17 protein-coding genes are annotated in these 15828 nt (G+C 67.9%); 7 read left to right on the forward strand and 10 right to left on the reverse strand.

The features are described from left to right. Positions 1 to 63: 63 nt before the first annotated feature. Both QXK92_RS19785 and pknB read left to right on the forward strand, forming a co-directional pair. Complete coding sequence (locus QXK92_RS19785; protein ID WP_371934187.1) at positions 64 to 1302, forward strand: serine/threonine-protein kinase; 1239 nt, start codon at positions 64 to 66, stop codon at positions 1300 to 1302. Further along, positions 1299 to 3179: a Stk1 family PASTA domain-containing Ser/Thr kinase gene (gene pknB / locus QXK92_RS19790; RefSeq protein ID WP_306244027.1), complete on the forward strand. Its 1881-nt coding sequence runs from the start codon at positions 1299 to 1301 to the stop codon at positions 3177 to 3179. The genes QXK92_RS19785 and pknB overlap by 4 nt, the downstream gene beginning before the upstream one ends. Here pknB and QXK92_RS19795 read toward each other — a convergent pair. After that, on the reverse strand, positions 3157 to 3843 hold the full coding sequence (locus tag QXK92_RS19795) for an aminodeoxychorismate/anthranilate synthase component II (protein ID WP_306244029.1): 687 nt from the start codon (positions 3841 to 3843) through the stop codon (positions 3157 to 3159). The genes pknB and QXK92_RS19795 overlap by 23 nt on opposite strands. A 35-nt stretch (positions 3844 to 3878) precedes the next feature. After that, entirely contained in the window at positions 3879 to 4622 is a 744-nt protein-coding gene (locus tag QXK92_RS19800) for a DUF881 domain-containing protein (RefSeq protein WP_306244031.1), read from the reverse strand. Between the two features lie 98 nt (positions 4623 to 4720). Here QXK92_RS19800 and crgA point away from each other — a divergent pair, with 98 nt between their 5' ends. Both crgA and QXK92_RS19810 read left to right on the forward strand, forming a co-directional pair. Beyond that, entirely contained in the window at positions 4721 to 5002 is a 282-nt protein-coding gene (gene crgA / locus QXK92_RS19805) for a cell division protein CrgA (protein WP_306244033.1), read from the forward strand. 168 nt (positions 5003 to 5170) lie between these two features. Next, positions 5171 to 5584, forward strand: coding sequence for a PH domain-containing protein (locus QXK92_RS19810; protein ID WP_306244035.1), 414 nt, complete (start codon positions 5171 to 5173; stop codon positions 5582 to 5584). 38 nt (positions 5585 to 5622) lie between these two features. On the opposite strand, the gene QXK92_RS19815 is transcribed toward QXK92_RS19810, so the two are convergent. Next, positions 5623 to 6171 (reverse strand): peptidylprolyl isomerase, encoded by a 549-nt coding sequence (locus QXK92_RS19815; protein WP_306244037.1) that lies wholly within the window; start codon positions 6169 to 6171, stop codon positions 5623 to 5625. A 125-nt stretch (positions 6172 to 6296) separates the two neighbouring features. Between QXK92_RS19815 and cwsA the strand changes: the two genes are divergently transcribed. Next, positions 6297 to 6725, forward strand: coding sequence for a cell wall synthesis protein CwsA (cwsA, locus tag QXK92_RS19820; RefSeq protein WP_306244039.1), 429 nt, complete (start codon positions 6297 to 6299; stop codon positions 6723 to 6725). A gap of 53 nt (positions 6726 to 6778) precedes the next feature. Here cwsA and QXK92_RS19825 read toward each other — a convergent pair whose 3' ends face one another. The 5 genes from QXK92_RS19825 to QXK92_RS19845 all read right to left on the reverse strand — a co-directional run bounded on the left by QXK92_RS19825 (position 6779) and on the right by QXK92_RS19845 (position 11761). Then, on the reverse strand, positions 6779 to 7222 hold the full coding sequence (locus tag QXK92_RS19825) for a hypothetical protein (protein ID WP_306244041.1): 444 nt from the start codon (positions 7220 to 7222) through the stop codon (positions 6779 to 6781). Between the two features lie 322 nt (positions 7223 to 7544). After that, positions 7545 to 7958 carry a DUF6262 family protein gene (locus QXK92_RS19830; RefSeq protein WP_016895229.1) on the reverse strand — a complete coding sequence of 138 codons (414 nt, stop codon included), beginning with the start codon at positions 7956 to 7958 and terminating at the stop codon, positions 7545 to 7547. Further along, positions 7955 to 9868 carry a tyrosine-type recombinase/integrase gene (locus tag QXK92_RS19835; RefSeq protein ID WP_016895228.1) on the reverse strand — a complete coding sequence of 638 codons (1914 nt, stop codon included), beginning with the start codon at positions 9866 to 9868 and terminating at the stop codon, positions 7955 to 7957. Before QXK92_RS19835 ends, QXK92_RS19830 begins: the two co-directional genes overlap by 4 nt. A gap of 82 nt (positions 9869 to 9950) precedes the next feature. Then, the gene (locus tag QXK92_RS19840) at positions 9951 to 11048 is read right to left on the reverse strand and encodes a tyrosine-type recombinase/integrase (RefSeq protein WP_231752584.1); all 1098 of its coding nucleotides are present in this window, start codon (positions 11046 to 11048) and stop codon (positions 9951 to 9953) included. An 11-nt stretch (positions 11049 to 11059) separates the two neighbouring features. Next, positions 11060 to 11761: a hypothetical protein gene (locus tag QXK92_RS19845; protein ID WP_231752585.1), complete on the reverse strand. Its 702-nt coding sequence runs from the start codon at positions 11759 to 11761 to the stop codon at positions 11060 to 11062. A gap of 270 nt (positions 11762 to 12031) precedes the next feature. Here QXK92_RS19845 and QXK92_RS19850 point away from each other — a divergent pair, with 270 nt between their 5' ends. Together QXK92_RS19850 and QXK92_RS19855 are read left to right on the forward strand one after the other, a co-directional pair. After that, entirely contained in the window at positions 12032 to 13129 is a 1098-nt protein-coding gene (locus QXK92_RS19850) for an XRE family transcriptional regulator (protein ID WP_016895225.1), read from the forward strand. Positions 13130 to 13144: 15 nt separating this feature from the next. Next, entirely contained in the window at positions 13145 to 13474 is a 330-nt protein-coding gene (locus tag QXK92_RS19855; protein ID WP_016895224.1) for a hypothetical protein, read from the forward strand. A 72-nt stretch (positions 13475 to 13546) separates the two neighbouring features. Here the strand turns inward: QXK92_RS19855 and QXK92_RS19860 are convergent, their stop codons facing one another. Beyond that, positions 13547 to 15505 carry a cation-translocating P-type ATPase gene (locus QXK92_RS19860; protein ID WP_016895223.1) on the reverse strand — a complete coding sequence of 653 codons (1959 nt, stop codon included), beginning with the start codon at positions 15503 to 15505 and terminating at the stop codon, positions 13547 to 13549. Beyond that, entirely contained in the window at positions 15502 to 15819 is a 318-nt protein-coding gene (locus tag QXK92_RS19865) for a helix-turn-helix transcriptional regulator (protein WP_306244548.1), read from the reverse strand. Before QXK92_RS19865 ends, QXK92_RS19860 begins: the two co-directional genes overlap by 4 nt. Positions 15820 to 15828: the final 9 nt, after the last annotated feature.

Consider the following 15828-nt stretch of genomic DNA (forward strand, 5'->3'; position numbering starts at 1 on the left):
AAGCGCGGCGAAGCCGGGTGCCGCGGGTCGCCACTGTGCGATCGGACCGGAGCGAGGCGAAACATGAGTCCCCGCGTTGGGGTGACGCTGTCCGGCCGGTACCGGCTGCAGCGGCTCATCGCCACCGGTGGCATGGGCCAGGTGTGGGAGGCGGTGGACAGCCGCCTGGGCCGGCGCGTCGCGGTCAAGGTGCTCAAGCAGGAGTTCTCGCAGGACCCGGAGTTCATCGAGCGCTTCCGCGCTGAGGCGCGCACCACCGCGATGCTCAATCATCCCGGCATCGCGCAGGTGCATGACTACGGCGAGAGCGCGATGGACGGGGAAGGCCGCACGGCCTACCTGGTGATGGAGCTGGTCAACGGTGAACCGTTGAACTCAGTGCTCAAGCGCACCGGCCGGCTGTCGCTGCGGCACGCACTGGACATGCTCGAGCAGACCGGTCGCGCCCTGCAGGTCGCGCACGCCGCCGGGCTGGTGCACCGCGACGTCAAACCGGGCAACATCCTGATCACCCCCACCGGACAGGTCAAGATCACCGACTTCGGCATCGCCAAGGCTGTCGACGCGGCACCGGTGACCCAGACCGGCATGGTGATGGGCACCGCGCAGTACATCGCACCGGAGCAGGCGCTGGGTCATGACGCCACCCCCGCCAGTGACGTGTACGCGTTGGGAGTCGTTGGCTACGAGGTTGTTTCGGGCAAGCGCCCGTTCACCGGCGACGGTGCGCTGACGGTGGCGATGAAGCACATCAAAGAGCCGCCGCCCCCGCTGCCCGCCGATCTGCCGCCCAACGTGCGGGAACTGATCGAGATCACGCTGGTCAAGAATCCCAGCCAGCGCTACCGCAGCGGTGGGCCCTTCGCCGACGCCGTGGCCGCGGTTCGGGCCGGGCGGCGTCCGCCGCGACCGAGCCAGTCGCCGCCGCCGGGGCGGGCCGCCCCGGCGTCCATCCCGTCGGCCACCCCGGCACGGATCGCCCCCGCTCCCGCCACCCGGACCACTGCGCCACGCCGCGCCGCCAGCGGACACCGCCCGCCGGCGCGTCGCACGTTCTCCTCGGGTCAGCGGGCGCTGCTGTGGGCCGCCGGTGTGCTGGGCGCGCTGGCAATCATCATCGCGGTGCTGATCGTCATCAATTCCAAGGCGGACAATCAGCCGTCTCCGCCGCCGACGGTCACCAACACCGGCAGCGCGCAGATCGGGCCGGCACCGAACTCCGGTTTCAACTGGACGGAAAGTCCATTAACCGGTAATTCTGTACTGCACGCCTCGCCGGCCCGATATGAGAAACCTCGATGACCACCCCTCGGCATCTGTCCGACCGCTACGAACTGGGCGACATCCTCGGCTTCGGAGGGATGTCCGAAGTTCACCTCGCCCGTGACTTGCGGTTGCACCGCGACGTCGCGGTCAAGGTGCTGCGCGCTGACCTGGCCCGCGACCCCAGCTTCTACCTCCGTTTCCGGCGGGAGGCGCAGAATGCCGCGGCGCTGAACCATCCGGCCATCGTCGCGGTGTACGACACCGGCGAGGCGGAAACCCCGGCCGGGCCGTTGCCCTACATCGTCATGGAGTACGTCGACGGCGTCACGTTGCGCGACATCGTGCACACCGAGGGTCCGATGACGCCCAAGCGGGCCATCGAGGTGATCGCGGACGCCTGCCAGGCGCTGAACTTCAGCCATCAGAACGGCATCATCCACCGCGACGTGAAACCCGCGAACATCATGATCAGCTCCACCAACGCGGTGAAGGTGATGGACTTCGGTATCGCCCGCGCGATCGCCGACGGCGGCAACAGCGTCACCCAGACCGCCGCGGTGATCGGGACCGCGCAGTATCTCTCGCCCGAGCAGGCCCGCGGCGACTCCGTCGACGCCCGCTCCGACGTCTACTCGCTGGGCTGTGTTCTGTACGAAATGCTCACTGGCGAGCCACCTTTCACTGGTGACTCACCGGTATCGGTCGCGTACCAGCACGTGCGTGAAGACCCGATTCCGCCCTCGGAGCGCCACGAAGGAATCTCCGCGGACCTCGACGCCGTCGTGCTCAAAGCGCTCGCCAAGAACCCGGAGAACAGATACCAGACCGCGGCGGAGATGCGCGCCGACCTGGTCCGGGTGCACAACGGTGAAACGCCGGAGGCGCCCAAGGTGCTCAGCGGCGCAGAACGCAAGGCATTCATGTCATCCTCGGGCGGGCCGCACGGGGGTCCGCGCACCGACCCGCTGCCGCGCCAGAACTTCGACAACTCCGACCGTGACCGCGGCGCCGGTTCGGTGGGCCGGTGGGTCGCGGTGGTCGCCGTCCTGGCGGTGTTGACGATCGTGGTGACCATCGCCATCAATACGTTCGGCGGCAACACCCGCAGTGTCCAGGTGCCCGACGTGCGCGGCCAGACGTCGGCCGATGCGATCGTGGCGCTGCAGAACAAGGGCTTCAAGACGCGCACGCAGCAGCGGCCCGACTCACAGATCCTGCCGGATCACGTCATCGGCACCGATCCGGCGGCGAACTCCTCGGTGGGCGCCGGCGACGAGATCACCATCAATGTCTCTACCGGGCCCGAGCAGCGCGAGGTGCCCGACGTGTCCTCGCTGACGTACTCCGAGGCCGTCAAGAAGCTCACCGCGGCGGGATTCAACAAGTTCAAGCAATCGAACTCGCCGTCGACCCCGGAATTGCAGGGCAAGGTCGTGGGGACCAACCCGCCGGCCAACCAGACTTCGGCCATCACCAACGTCATCACGATCATCGTGGGCTCGGGTCCGGAGACCAAGCAGGTCCCCGACGTCACGGGCCAGACGGTGGACACAGCGCAGAAGAACCTCAACGTCTACGGCTTCACCAAGATCACCCAGACTCAGGTGGACAGCCCCCGGCCGGCAGGTGAGGTGATCGGCACCAATCCCGCCAAGGGCGAGACGTTGCCGATCGACACCGTCATCGAACTGCAGGTCTCCAAGGGCAACCAGTTCATCATGCCCGACGTCTCAGGCATGTTCTGGACCGATGCCGAACCGCGATTGCGGGCGCTGGGCTGGACCGGAGTGCTGGACAAGGGACCCGACGTCGACGCGGGCGGCAATCTGCACAACAAGGTGGTCTATCAGAGCCCGTCAGCGGGCAGCGGCGTGAACCGCGACGGCGTGATCACGCTGAAGTTCGGTCAGTAGCTCCCGAGTCGGTGGGGAAGTGCGGCCGGATGGCGGTGAGCACTTCGTTCTCCAGCCGGCGCACCAGGGTGTCGTCCCGCGCCCAGCCGCAGTAGCTGAGCCAGTTGGCCAGCATCCGGTGGCCGCCCTCGGTGAGGATCGACTCGGGATGGAACTGGACACCGTGAATGGGCAACGACGTGTGCCGCACCGCCATGATCACCCCACTCTGGGTGTGTGCGATGGCCTCCAGCTCGGCGGGCAGCGACTCGGGCAGGATGGTCAGAGAGTGGTACCGCGTCGCCGTAAAAGGGTCTGGGAGTCCTTGCAGCACACCAACATTGGCGTGGAACACGCTGCTGGTCTTGCCGTGCAGCAACTCCGGGGCGCGGTCGACGGTGGCCCCGAACGCCACGCCGATGGCCTGGTGTCCCAGGCAGACACCGAGCAGCGGCGTGTTCGCGGCGGCGCACGCACGCACCAGGCTGATCGAAGCGCCGGCCCGCTCCGGGGTGCCGGGACCGGGGCTGAGCAGGACGCCGTCGAATTCGCCCGCAACGGCGTCAGCGTCAGCGAGCCGGGTGTCGTCGTTACGCCACACCGCAGCCTCGACGCCCAGCTGGCCCAGGTACTGCACCAGGTTGAACACGAAGCTGTCGTAGTTGTCGACGACCAGGATCCGCATCGTGACAGGTTACCGTCCGCTGCGCAGGGCCGCCGTCAGTAGCCGATCGGACCGATGGGCTGCGCGAAGTGCAGCCGTACCGGTTCGGCATGCCCGGTGACCGCCACGTCGGACTTGACGTCCTCCCGGTAGCCCAGGCCGAAGCGCACCACGTACTGCTTGTACAGCGTCACCAGGGGAGCGGCGGCCAGCGCGGCCTGCATGGCCGTCGCGTCGCCGATCGCGGTGATCGAGTAGGGCGGGCTGTAGGTGCGGCCGTTGAGCAGCAGCGTGTTGCCGACGCACCGGACGACCGAGGTGGCGATGATCCGCTGGTCCTGCATCTGGATCGCCTCGGCGCCTGCGCTCCACAACGCGTTGAGCACGCCGTCGATGTCCTGCTGGTGTACGACCAGATCATCCGGGGTGGCGTCGCGCGGGAACCGCCCGTTGGCGTCGCGCTGGGCGTCGTTGAGGACGACCACCAGGCCCGGGCCGTGCACCGGGTTCATGTCGGCATCACCGGCCAGCTCGGCGGCCCGCTTGAGCATTGCCTTCAGCGCGACGTCCGAGGACCGGCCGTGCGCGGCGTCGATCTTCCTGGTCAGCGCCTCCCGCTCGGCATCCAGGTGATCGACCGAGGAACGCGTCTCGCGCACCAGGTCGACCAGGCGCGGCGCGTCGCTGCGGCGGATCTCCGCGCCCCCGGAGACGCCGTGCGTGGCAGCCAGCAGCAGTCCGGCCAGCAGGCAGACCAACGGGACACCGAAGCGCCACGGCGAACGGCGCCGGTCAACCATGGTGTCTCCTGTGGGCTAGTCTCATATCCGAGCTCTACCTGCATGCAACCGTAATCGTTGCACCCGTCCCGCTCTTTGTTGAGGTATCTGAGGTACACATGCCCAAGTCGAAGGTCCGCAAGAAGAACGACTTCACTGTCACCGCGGTCAGCCGCACTCCGGTGAAAGTGAAGGTCGGGCCGTCGAGCGTGTGGTTCGTCGCATTGTTCATCGGCCTGATGCTGATCGGCCTGGTGTGGCTGATGGTCTTCCAGTTGGCGGCCTACGGTCCGCAGGCGCCGACGTGGCTGCACTGGATGGCGCAACTGGGCCCGTGGAACTACGCGATCGCCTTCGCGTTCATGATCACCGGGTTGTTGCTCACGATGCGCTGGCACTGAGCGGCCGGCACCGGGGTTGACGCACACGTAATGCATTCATTTCGCGGTCCATCCGATGGCGTCCCAGCAACCTTGCTGCCACCCAATCACACGCGTGTGATTCATCCCCACTGTTGATAGCGTCTGTGGATAACCGCGTCTGCCGTGGTAAGGGGGTGCTGGTAGCGCATGCAGCAAACTGAGTGGGCGCCTCAGACGGCGGGAATCGCTGGTTGTGGCATCGGTGGCGCAGTACTGGCTATCGCCGCTGTGACGCTGGTCACAGATCCACCGGGCCGGGTCATCGCGGGGATCGCCGCGGTGGGCCTGTTGTTGTTTGCTGCGGCATCGTGGCGCGCCCGGCCGAAGCTGGCAATCACGCCCGAGGGGTTGGCGGTGCGCGGCTGGTTCCGCACGCAGTTATTGCGACGCGACGTCATCAAGATCATTCGGATCTCGGAGTTCCGCCGGCACGGGCGCAGGATCCGGCTACTCGAGCTGGAAACCGTCGACGGCGGGCTGCTCATCCTGTCCCGCTGGGACCTGGGTACCGATCCGCTGGACGTGCTGGACGCGCTCACGGACGCGGGTTACGCGGGGTAGCGTTTCCCGGTCCGGCGAGCGTCCGCGTTACTAGTGCGTCAGGAGATGGTGATCGACTCGATGACGACGGGCTCGGTGGGGCGGTCGTTGCCGTCGGTGGCCGTCGTGGCGATCGCGTCGACGACTCGTTGCGAGTCGGGGTCGACAACCTCACCGAAGATGGTGTGGCGCCGGTTGAGGTGCGGGGTCGGGCCGACGGTGATGAAGAACTGGGAGCCGTTGGTGCCCGGGCCGGCGTTGGCCATCGCAAGCAGGTACGGCCGGTCGAACTGCAACTCGGGGTGGAACTCGTCGGCGAACTTGTAGCCCGGGCCGCCGCGGCCGGTTCCGGTCGGGTCGCCGCCCTGAATCATGAAGCCCCGGATCACCCGGTGGAAAACCGCGCCATCATAGAACGGCCCCGACGGTCCACCCGAGGCGTTCTGGGTGGAGTACTCCTTGGTGCCCTGCGCCAGGCCGACGAAGTTGGCGACGGTCTTGGGCGCGTGGTTCCCGAACAGGGCGACCTTGATGTCTCCGCGGTTGGTGTGCAGCGTGGCGGTAGCGGTCTGAATGGGGCTGTTAGTCACGGGGTCACAGTCTGCCACTACGTGTGGCCCGTCCCGCAGCCGGTGCCGTCGGCGGCACGCCAACGGCACTCAGCCTCTAGCTCCAGGGCCTCGGTACCTGATAGGACTGCGTAGAACTTGCGCGATACATCGAAAGGCGGCAGATGAGCCAGAAGGCGGATGCCTCATTGACCCCACGTGAGCGGCTGACCCGGGGCCTGACCTACTCGGCGGTGGGACCCGTGGACGTCACCCGCGGCGTGGTCGGTCTCGGGGTGCAGTCAGCCCAGTCGACCGCGTCGGAAGTGCGCCGCCGTTACCGGGAAGGCCGATTGGCGCGGGAACTCGCCGCTGCCCAGGAGACGATCGTGCAGGAGTTCGCGGCTGCGCAGGAGGTGGCCGCCAATCTGCCGCAGCTGCTGCAGGAGGCGCGCCGCAACCAGCGCCACAGCAAGAAGCCGTGGCTGATCGCGGGAGCGGCGACCGTCGTGGTTCTGGCCGGCGGCGCGGTCGCCTTCAGCGTGGTGCGGCGCTCGTCGAAGCCGGAGCCTTCACCTCGCCCGCCCAGTGTGGACGTGCAGCCACGTCCTTGACGACGCTGGTGGCCCGCACGTGTCAATGGGCACGAAGGGGTCGACGCCTGGTGCTATCCGGCCGGAGTGAGCGTGAAATGGTCGTGATGGTCGCCGATTTCGCATGGCCCCGTGGTCGCCAGAAAGTGAACTTCGCCCTTGAGCGTCGTCGGATCCCACCATTGCCATACCTGGACCGGATGTTCACCGGCGTCCCACAACAAGTCCCCGAGCATGTAATCGGGGCACGACAGGCCGGCGGGAACCGACCGGTTGACGGTGTACACGCCATCGACCAGAACAGCATCGAAGCCGCGCCCCGGCCCTGTCGCCACATGCGCGACGCAGGTCGGTGCGCACGTGGTGTTCACGGTCCACGTGCCGAAGTCGCCGTCCTCGTCCACGTAGCTGTACACACCGTTCATTTCCGGCCCCTCGGCGTGGGCAACCGGTGCGGTTGCACCGGCACCCATCACCGCCAGGATGACTGCGCCCACTACATACGAAATATGTTTCATGATTCGATATTAGCGAATTGACACTCGCGGGCGGAAGGGTCAGTCGTAGCCGCGGTCAACGATCAGGGGGTCCGACAGAGACACGGTCCGCGACTCATCAGCAGGGAGTGTCAGCGTCAACCGACGTCATACGGGAAATTTGTGGAGATTTGTGGAGCCTAGGGGAATCGATATCTCTAGGTGAGCGGCGTGTGGAGTCGACGTCTACGACGGGGCCGCGGCTTGGCGTAGGTCCGTCGTCGTGGCCGGGTTATCTGTAGGAAGTCGTCGACGGTGGTGGGCTGCGCTGTGGCCCCGTTGGTTCTGGTTGGGTCCGGTCCGGCTATGACGGATGCGGTGTCGCCGCAGGGATGCGGGATTCGAGGAGTCGGCTGCGAAGTGCTTCGTTCTCGGTGCGAAGCTGCGCGAGTTGTTCGGTGAGTTCACGGTTGCGGGCGATCGCGGTGGCGAGTTTGGTGCGTAGCGATTCCAGGCTTGCCGCGCGCCCTGTTGCGGCCGTCGCCGTGGTGGTCGTGGTGGTGCGGAGGTTGGTGATGTCGTCGCGTAGTTGGCTGTGCTGGTAGAGGAAGCTGGTCGATACACCGGCGTCGCGGGCGACGTCGACGAAGGTGACGGGCTGACCGGTGTTTCGCAGTCGGGTGATCGCGCGGCGGGCGCGGGCGGTGGCGTCGGTGGTGCGGGCGGCGGCTGCTGCGGTCAGGCGTGCGGTGCGGCGTTCGCGGTCGTCGGCGCTCACTGAGGTTCCTGCGTGGTGTTCGGGTCGATTTCGCTGATCAGTTTGGAGACCTTGTCGAGCATCGCCGTGTTCAATTCGACGGCGGCTGCGTCGCCGCGCTCGTGAGCGTCGGCGGTGAGGCGTTGCAGTTGGTCGCGGTGCGCGATATGGGCGCCGAGGAAGACCCGGCCGCCGGGGTCGTGGAAGGAGCAGTCGAGGCAGGGGTTGGGCCGGAATTCGCAGCGTTGCGCCGTTGGGAGAGTGCAGAATCCGTTGGGCAGCGCGGTGGTGAACCGGGCCCGGAGCCGCTCCACGTCGGCGTCGGTGTTGGTCGTGTCTGTTGCGGCGCTGTTCCAGAATTCACGTGCTTTGCGGGCCAGGGTGTCGTCGGTGATGCGGGCGTATGCCGAGGTCATGGTGTCGCTGTGGTGGCCGAGGAAGTCGCGCACTTCTTGTTGGGTCCAGCCGTTGTTGAGCAGTGTGGTTCCGATGGTGTGCCGGAAGCGGTGCACATCGCCGCCGGAGATCGGCTCGCCGGTGATGGTCGAGGTGGTGATGCCGTGTTCGGTGAACAGTGCGGCGAGGCGGTGCCGCAGGCCGCTGGTCGACCAGGGTTGGGTGCGGCCGGCGGCGGCGTTGGACCGGGCGCCGGGGAATAGGTGCTCGGCGTCGGGGCCGTAGGTGTCGCGCACGCGGGTCTGCTGGTCGAGGACGATGGTTGCGAGGCTGTCCGGGATGGGGAATCGGCGCCAGGCCCGGGTTTTGGGCATCCAATATTCGATCCAGTAGCCCGCGTCGGAGCGGTGCAGGCAGTCGATGGGCAGGGCGACCAGTTCGGAGATGCGGCAGCCTGCCCACCGGGTGGTGGCGATCATCGACCGCAGGGTGGGGTCGGTTGCGGGGTTGTCGACGATCAGCGTGTCGACGCGTTCGATTACGTCCGGCGGGAACGGGCGGGGGCTGCGGGTCTTGCGGTGCACGTTCTCGCCTCGTCGGAGGAACACCGCCGACCCGAGAGCGGGCACGATCTGGGTGTCGTGCAGCGACTCCAGCAGGTAGGCGGCGGTATTGGCCAACCGCGCGTCCGCTTGGGTGTCCGGTCGCCGGGTCCACGCCAGGTAGTCAAGGAAGACCGGCCTGGTCACCGCGGACGGTTCCGGTGATTCGTCGTCGCGGGTGAGGAACCGGGCGAGCTGGCGGGTGGCGCGCACCCACTGGGTCAGCGTGCCCCAGGCCAGGGTGGCGGTGGTGAGCTGCCGGCGTGCGAGTTCTTTGACCGCGTCACGCAGCCACGGCACGGTCACCGTCGACCAGTCCACGGCGGTGTGTGTCGATCCGGATTGGGTGGCGTCGAGAACGAATTCGAATCCGTCTCGCCAGTGCCAGTGGTCGTCGGCCCACGGGTCCGGGTTGGTGGCGCCGTCGAGGAGTCGGAAGAAGCGCCGAATGTAGGGTGCGCACAGGGAGTCGAACGAGCTCGCGTGCGGCCAATGCTGCCGGCACAGCAGAAGCCACTCGCCGGCGGGTCGCTCGGTGAGGGAGTCGGTGATCCGGCCGTCGGCGGTGTCGATGAGCACCATCAAGAAGCGGCGGAGGCTGGTGTTGGGGGTCCAGTCGCCGCGGCGCACCTTGGTGGCGACGACGAACCGGATCTCATCGGCCGCGATCTGCGGTAGCCGCCGGAAGTCGACGATCTGGGCCGAGAGGTGGCCGCGCGGGGCGCCGACGGGTTGGGCTTCGAAGGTTGCCCATGCGGTGAAGTCGGCGGGCTGGCCGGCGCGGAACCATTGGAAGTAGTGCGCGTAGCACAATCCGCGCCGCTCGGCGCCTGCGGAGTGGGGGCCGCCCAGCCAGTACCGCTCGCTGTTGCATGCGTCGACGGCGCAGGGGTCCGCCGCCTGGCGGCGGCGGTCTCCGGCCGGTTCGACCACCTGCCACGTCGGCTGACACCACGGCCCGTCGGGTACCCGTAGCGGCGAACGGCGGCCTCTGCGCGTGGAGTCAGGGTGGGAATCAATGTTTCTCATGGCCTGCCTCGCGCTGCGGTGGCGCCCACACCAGCTGCTCGGTGCGGCGCAATCGGTCTGCCAGATCGTCGCTGGCGAGGTGGATGTAGACGTCGGCGCTGGCGGCGTGCGACTGGCCAAGCCGGGCAGCGATCTCAGCCGACGTCCATCCGGCCTTGGCCAGCGCAGTTGCGTGGGTATGGCGCAGCATGTGTGGGTGCAGCCCGTCAAGGCCCGCTACGGAGCCGATGTGCTCGATGATCTGGTAGGCGTTCGAGTACGACAGCGGCCCGCCGACCGGGGGCCGGGACAGGTTGACGAACACGTAATCGCTGTCCAGGTCGGAGATCTCACTGAGGAGGTAAGCGGCGTACAGGTCGAAGAACCGGCGGGGCGCGGCCACCGCGAATTGCGCTCGCTGCTTTGACAGCGCCCCGTTGGCGTTGTCCTCCCGGCGGCACACCTGCACTCGCTTGCGCATCGGGTCCAGGTCGGCGTGCCGTAGGCCTAACGCCTGCCCGACCCGCAGGCCCAGGTCATAGAGCGCGGAGAGCAGCAGCCGGTCGCGGTGGGTCGACGCCGCCGCCAGCAACGTCGCGAAGTCGGCCTCGAAGTCGATCAGCTGCACGGTCTCTGCCGGCTGCTTGCCCGGCCGGGTCAACCGGGAGACCGCGCTGGGGTGGCGTTGCTCGATGTGGGCCAGGAAGCTGTGTGCCCGGCGCGGGAGCCGCGACGGGTTGCGGGTCAACACCAGATCCTGCGGTCCGCGGCCTTCGACGCGGTGGAACTCGTAGAACTCGCGCACGGCCGCGCTCACCGCTTTGACCGTTCCCGGCGCCCGGCTACCGGACCGGGTCGGCAGCGGGGGCAAACCGGCCGACAGCGCCCCCACGAAATCACACAGTGCGTCGAATACTACGGCGTCCCAGTCGATTCCGCGTGCGCCCAGCCACCGGTAGAACAAGCTCAGGTGGCGCGCATACGAGCGGACGGTGTTCTGCGACCGGCCGATCGCACGCAGCCAGTGCAGGAACTGCTCGACCTCCCCGACCGGTAGGCCTGAAGCGTCTACGACCGTCCACGACGCCCGTCCGTGGATGGTCACCGGTGCCGCCTTCACTCGGCATCCCGGGTTTCCTCGGGGCGCCGGGGCCGCACCTGGATGTCGGGCCGCAGGTCTTCCTGCGGTTGGCGGGCCGGCATCGGCGCGGCTGCGGCGGTGTCGGCAGGAAGTGCCCCGGGCAGCCACTTCATGTCGCGCTTGCGCCACGTCGCGTATTGGGCCTGCACCTTGGCCATCGGAACCTCGAAGCGGTCCCAGTCGACGCCCGGCGCGCTGACCCAGATCCGGCGGATATGGGTGTCGGTGACGATGTCGTAGTCCCAGGTCAGCTCGCAATGGGTGGGATCGCCGATCAGGCCCAGGGTCGCCGAATCCTGGGTGAAGAACGCGGTCCGCCGCGGGGTGGTCGGTTCCATCTCGTTGTGGTGGATCATCATGTGCGTCTTGCCGCGGCTGTTGATCTCGGGCCAGCGGTAGGGCTTGACGACCGTGTGTCCGGGTGGATGCATGCCGCGGGTGCTCAGCCACACATCGGTGCCCGCCGCGACGGCGGCCGCAACATATGTGCCGCGCCCGAGCCCTTGCATCACGGTTCGCAGATGTGCGGAGTGCCGGGCCGACAAGGCGTTCCAGTCATCGACGGCGGCCAGCAGCATCGCCCCCACCCCGACCGCCACCTGGTTGAGCAGCCGTCGGGCCTCCTTGCGGGAGACCGGACGGTCGGGTGTGTTGGGTTGATCCATCGGAGCTGTCACGACCCCGCCTTTCAGCCGAAAACCTTGCATAGAATCGTGCGGACCGGGGTAAAGTTTGAGGCCGGAAGACACGCCGATCGCATACGGAGCAGCCGGTCTGCAGGCGTCACGGGCTGGAGTTGCGCTATCGTCACACCAGCCACACACGCCCCACGTCCGTTAGTGGGCGTGAACTGGGAAAACGCAGATCAAACGGTGTTTCTGCGCGAATTCGCGGCGGCGGCGGGCTAGTGTCGAAAGACAGCACCGAGACGGTTGGGGAGGCGATCTGTGACGGCACCGGACCCGTACGACGACGCGGCGAACAGCGTGATGGTGCAGTTGACCCGGTTGTCGCGTGGGTGGTCGAAAAAGCGCCTGGCCGACGAGGCCGGGGTGTCGGCCTCGCACGTCAGCAGGGTCGAGGCGGGGCTGCTGCCCCTGGCAGGGAAGGCCTTGCTCGACTACGCGCAGGCCATGGAATGCCGCCCGGAAGCGCTGTGCGTGCCCTTCACCCGGTCCCCGGCCCAGGGCAGCCACTTCCGGGCCAACCTGAGTGCGGCCGAGTGGAAGCGTGACCGCGTGTGGGCGCGCGCGAATCTTGTCGCGATGCGGATCGGCCGCCTGGTGTCCCGCGCCGACATCAACCCCAAGCTTGCGCTTCCCGATCTCGACCCGGCCGACTACGCCTCCGAGCTCGGAGAGATCACCGTCGCCCAGGTTCTGCGCCGCCTGTGGCGCGTCGCCGGCCCGATCCGCTCGATGACCGAATTGCTCGAAGCCGCAGGGGTGTTCGTTGTGGTCGATGGTTTCCTCGACGACGAGATCGACGCGGTGACCCTGCGAGCAAGCGAGTATCACCCGCACCTGGTGTACGTCAACGCGGCCCGGCCGCCCGACCGCATGCGGATGACGCTGGCCCACGAACTCGGCCACCTGGTCATGGATGCGATGACGCTGGTCAGCCCCGCCGAGGCCGAGCGGCGGGCCAACAGTTTCGCCGCCGAGTTCCTCGCCCCCATCGCCGACATCGGCTTTGACTTGGACCGCGTGTCAGTGCGGGCCGTGCATGAACTCGATGAGCTGCGCCTCACCTGGGGTGTGAGCGCGTCGTCGCTGGTCGTGCGGGCCCGCGAGCGAGGTGTGCTCTCCGACTACCAGTACCGCTCGATGTTCCGGCTGCTCAACGAGACCGGCCGCATGTATGGCCCCCGCCCCGGCGTGGCCGAGGAGATGCCCCGTCTCGTCGGCGACGTACTCGGCCAACTCGCGGCCGGCGGCTACACCGCCAGTGAACTCGACGACATTACGCTGCTCACCGGCGCGCAACGCGGCGCGCTCTTCGGCGTAAGCGACAGGCCCGGCGCCCGGCACCTCACGATGGTCTAAACACCGGGCGCGATCGTGGGCTGGAATCGCACCCCGGTCCGCGACGAGCAGTGGAAAGCGCCGGTCCACTGGACCAAGCAGGGGCAAGCCCTTGAGCAGGACCACGCCGCAGGCGGCCGCCGATGCCGTGTGGTGAACGACAGTGGTGGTGCGCTCGGACGGGTCGTCCTGCGGCGCAGATACCTGCGTATCTACGCCGAACTGCGGTGGCAGACCAACAACAAAGAATGCAGCACGTACCTCTGCCAGGTATCAGGCAAGAGCCGAAGCGCAAACCTGGCGGCCGCCTGGCGGCGAGCGCACAGTCTCGGCCTGACCGCTGCCGGCCGTGACGCAAAGGCGTGATAAGTCATCGGCAAACACCACACCTTGCTGACCTCCTCGCCTGGCTGGTTACGCGATGGATGATGCCGGTGGTCAACGCGATATCGCGGAGGCGGCTACTTCGGCCACCGGATCATGGTCCCGGCCTGGCTGTGCCAGTGGTTTGGTGCGCCCGGCCCGGACACCGTTGGCGATGACGACGATTTCGGCGAGTTCGTGCACCGCGACGACCGCGGCCAGGCCGAGCACACCGGTGAGGGCGAGCGGGATGAGCACTGCGATCAATCCCAGTGAGAGGCCGACGTTTTGGAGCATGATGCGCCGGGCTCGCCGCGCGTGGGCCAGGGCCTGGGTGAGGTGGCGCAGGTCTTCACCCATGAGGGCGACGTCGGCGGTTTCGATGGCCACGTCGGTGCCCATCGCACCCATCGCGATCCCCAAATCGGCGGTGGCCAGAGCGGGGGCGTCATTGACGCCATCACCGACCATGGCCGTCGAGGAGCGTTGGCGCAGTTGACCGATCAGCGCCGCCTTGTCTTCGGGCCGCAGATCGGCATGCACCGTATCGATCCCCACCTGGCGGGCCAGGGCTTGGGCGGTCGCTTGGTTGTCGCCGGTGAGCATGGCGACCTGATAGCCGCCGCGGCGCAGGTGTTCGACGACCTGGGCGGCTTCGGGCCGCAGTTCGTCGCGCACCGCGACCGCCCCAATGACCTGACCGTTGTCTTCGACCAGCACGGCGGTGGCGCCGGCGGCCTGCATGGCCGCGACGTGTTCGGACAAGGGTCCGGGGTCGAGCCAGCCGGGGCGCCCGAGCCGTAGCCGGTGGCCGTCACGGTGGCCGAGCAGTCCGGCCCCGGTCACCGCCTCCACATCCTCAGCTGGTTGGACCGGCCCCTCGGTGGCGGCGAGAATCGCTGCAGCCAGCGGGTGTTCGCTGCGGGCCTCCAACGCCGCCGCCACATCTAACACGTGGTCGCGGCTGTTGCCGTTGGTGGTGGCGACGTCGATGACGGTGGGCTGGTTGGCGGTCAGGGTGCCGGTCTTGTCTAGCGCGACGGTGCGCACCGCGCCGAGGGCTTCCAGCGCGGCGCCGCCTTTGACGAGGACGCCGAGCTTGGAGGCGGCGCCGATCGCGGCGACGACGGTGACCGGCACCGAGATGGCCAGCGCGCACGGGGAGGCGGCCACCAGCACGACCAGGGCACGTTCAATCCACACCAGCGGATCACCCAACACGGAACCGATGGCGGCGATCAGCGCGGCCGCGACCATGATCGCCGGAACAAGCGGTTTGGCGATGCGGTCGGCCAGGCGCTGGCTGGCGCCCTTGCGGGACTGCTCAGCCTCCACGATCGCCACGATGCGGGCCAACGAGTTATCAGCAGCGCTGGAGGTGACCTCGACTTCGAGCACCCCGGTGCCGTTGATCGATCCGGCGAACACATCACTGCCGGGTCCGGCCTCCACCGGAACGGATTCGCCGGTGATGGCCGAGACATCCAGTGCGGTGCGCCCCGAGGTGATGGTGCCGTCGGTCGCGACCCGTTCGCCGGGCTTGACCAGCATCCGGTCACCGACCCGCAACTCCGCTGGCGGGATGGTGATTTCGGCGCCGTCGCGCAGGACGGTGGCCTCGTCGGGCACCAGCGCCAACAACGCGCGCAGTCCCCGGCGGGTCCGGGCCAGTGAGTATTCTTCGAGGCCCTCGCTGATGGAGAACAGGAACGCCAGCATGGCGGCTTCGCCGACCTCGCCGAGGATCACCGCGCCGATGGCAGCGATCGTCATCAGCGTGCCGACCCCGATCTTGCCTTGCGCTAACCGGCGCAGCGTCGAGGGTACGAACGTGTAGGCCCCGATCGCCAACGCCAGCGCATACAGGCCGATTTCGACCACATGGGGGCCGCCGGACCAGCCGACCGCATAGCCGGCCAGCAGCACCACCCCCGCGGCTGCGGCCGCGCGTAGTTCGGTGATCTCCCAGAGCCGTTCGGGTTCCTGCTCGCCTTCGTTGCGGTCGTCGCTGCCGCAGCCGCACGCCTCGCTCATCGCGCTACCTTCCGTTCAGTCGGGTGGCCGTAGTTGGGGCACAAGGCGACGGCGTTGCCGGTCGCCTCCAACACCGCCTCGGCCTCGCGAAACATGTCCAGCAGTTCCGGCCGGGCCAGCCGATACACCGAGGCGCGGCCCTGGGGCCGGAAATCCACCAGCCCACAGTCGCGCAGGCACGCCAGATGCGACGACACCGTCGATTGCGCCAATCCCAACTCACCGGTCAGATCCACCACCCGAGCCTCACCACCAGCTAGGCGGCGGGCGATCGCCAACCGGGTGGGATCGGACAGACTGTGAAACAACGCCACCGCCCCCGC

The sequence above is a fragment of the Mycobacterium sp. TY815 genome (assembly GCF_030755135.1).
Lineage (GTDB): Bacteria > Actinomycetota > Actinomycetes > Mycobacteriales > Mycobacteriaceae > Mycobacterium.

Coding starts and splice junctions, on each gene's coding strand:
- pknB (WP_306244027.1), top strand. CDS start 1,299: ATGACCACCCCTCGGCATCTGTCCGACCGCTACGAACTGGGCGACATC.
- QXK92_RS19785 (WP_371934187.1), top strand. CDS start 64: ATGAGTCCCCGCGTTGGGGTGACGCTGTCCGGCCGGTACCGGCTGCAG.
- QXK92_RS19800 (WP_306244031.1), bottom strand. CDS start 4,622: ATGGTTGACCGGCGCCGTTCGCCGTGGCGCTTCGGTGTCCCGTTGGTC.
- QXK92_RS19810 (WP_306244035.1), top strand. CDS start 5,171: ATGCAGCAAACTGAGTGGGCGCCTCAGACGGCGGGAATCGCTGGTTGT.
- cwsA (WP_306244039.1), top strand. CDS start 6,297: ATGAGCCAGAAGGCGGATGCCTCATTGACCCCACGTGAGCGGCTGACC.
- QXK92_RS19825 (WP_306244041.1), bottom strand. CDS start 7,222: ATGAAACATATTTCGTATGTAGTGGGCGCAGTCATCCTGGCGGTGATG.
- crgA (WP_306244033.1), top strand. CDS start 4,721: ATGCCCAAGTCGAAGGTCCGCAAGAAGAACGACTTCACTGTCACCGCG.
- QXK92_RS19860 (WP_016895223.1), bottom strand. CDS start 15,505: ATGAGCGAGGCGTGCGGCTGCGGCAGCGACGACCGCAACGAAGGCGAG.
- QXK92_RS19795 (WP_306244029.1), bottom strand. CDS start 3,843: ATGCGGATCCTGGTCGTCGACAACTACGACAGCTTCGTGTTCAACCTG.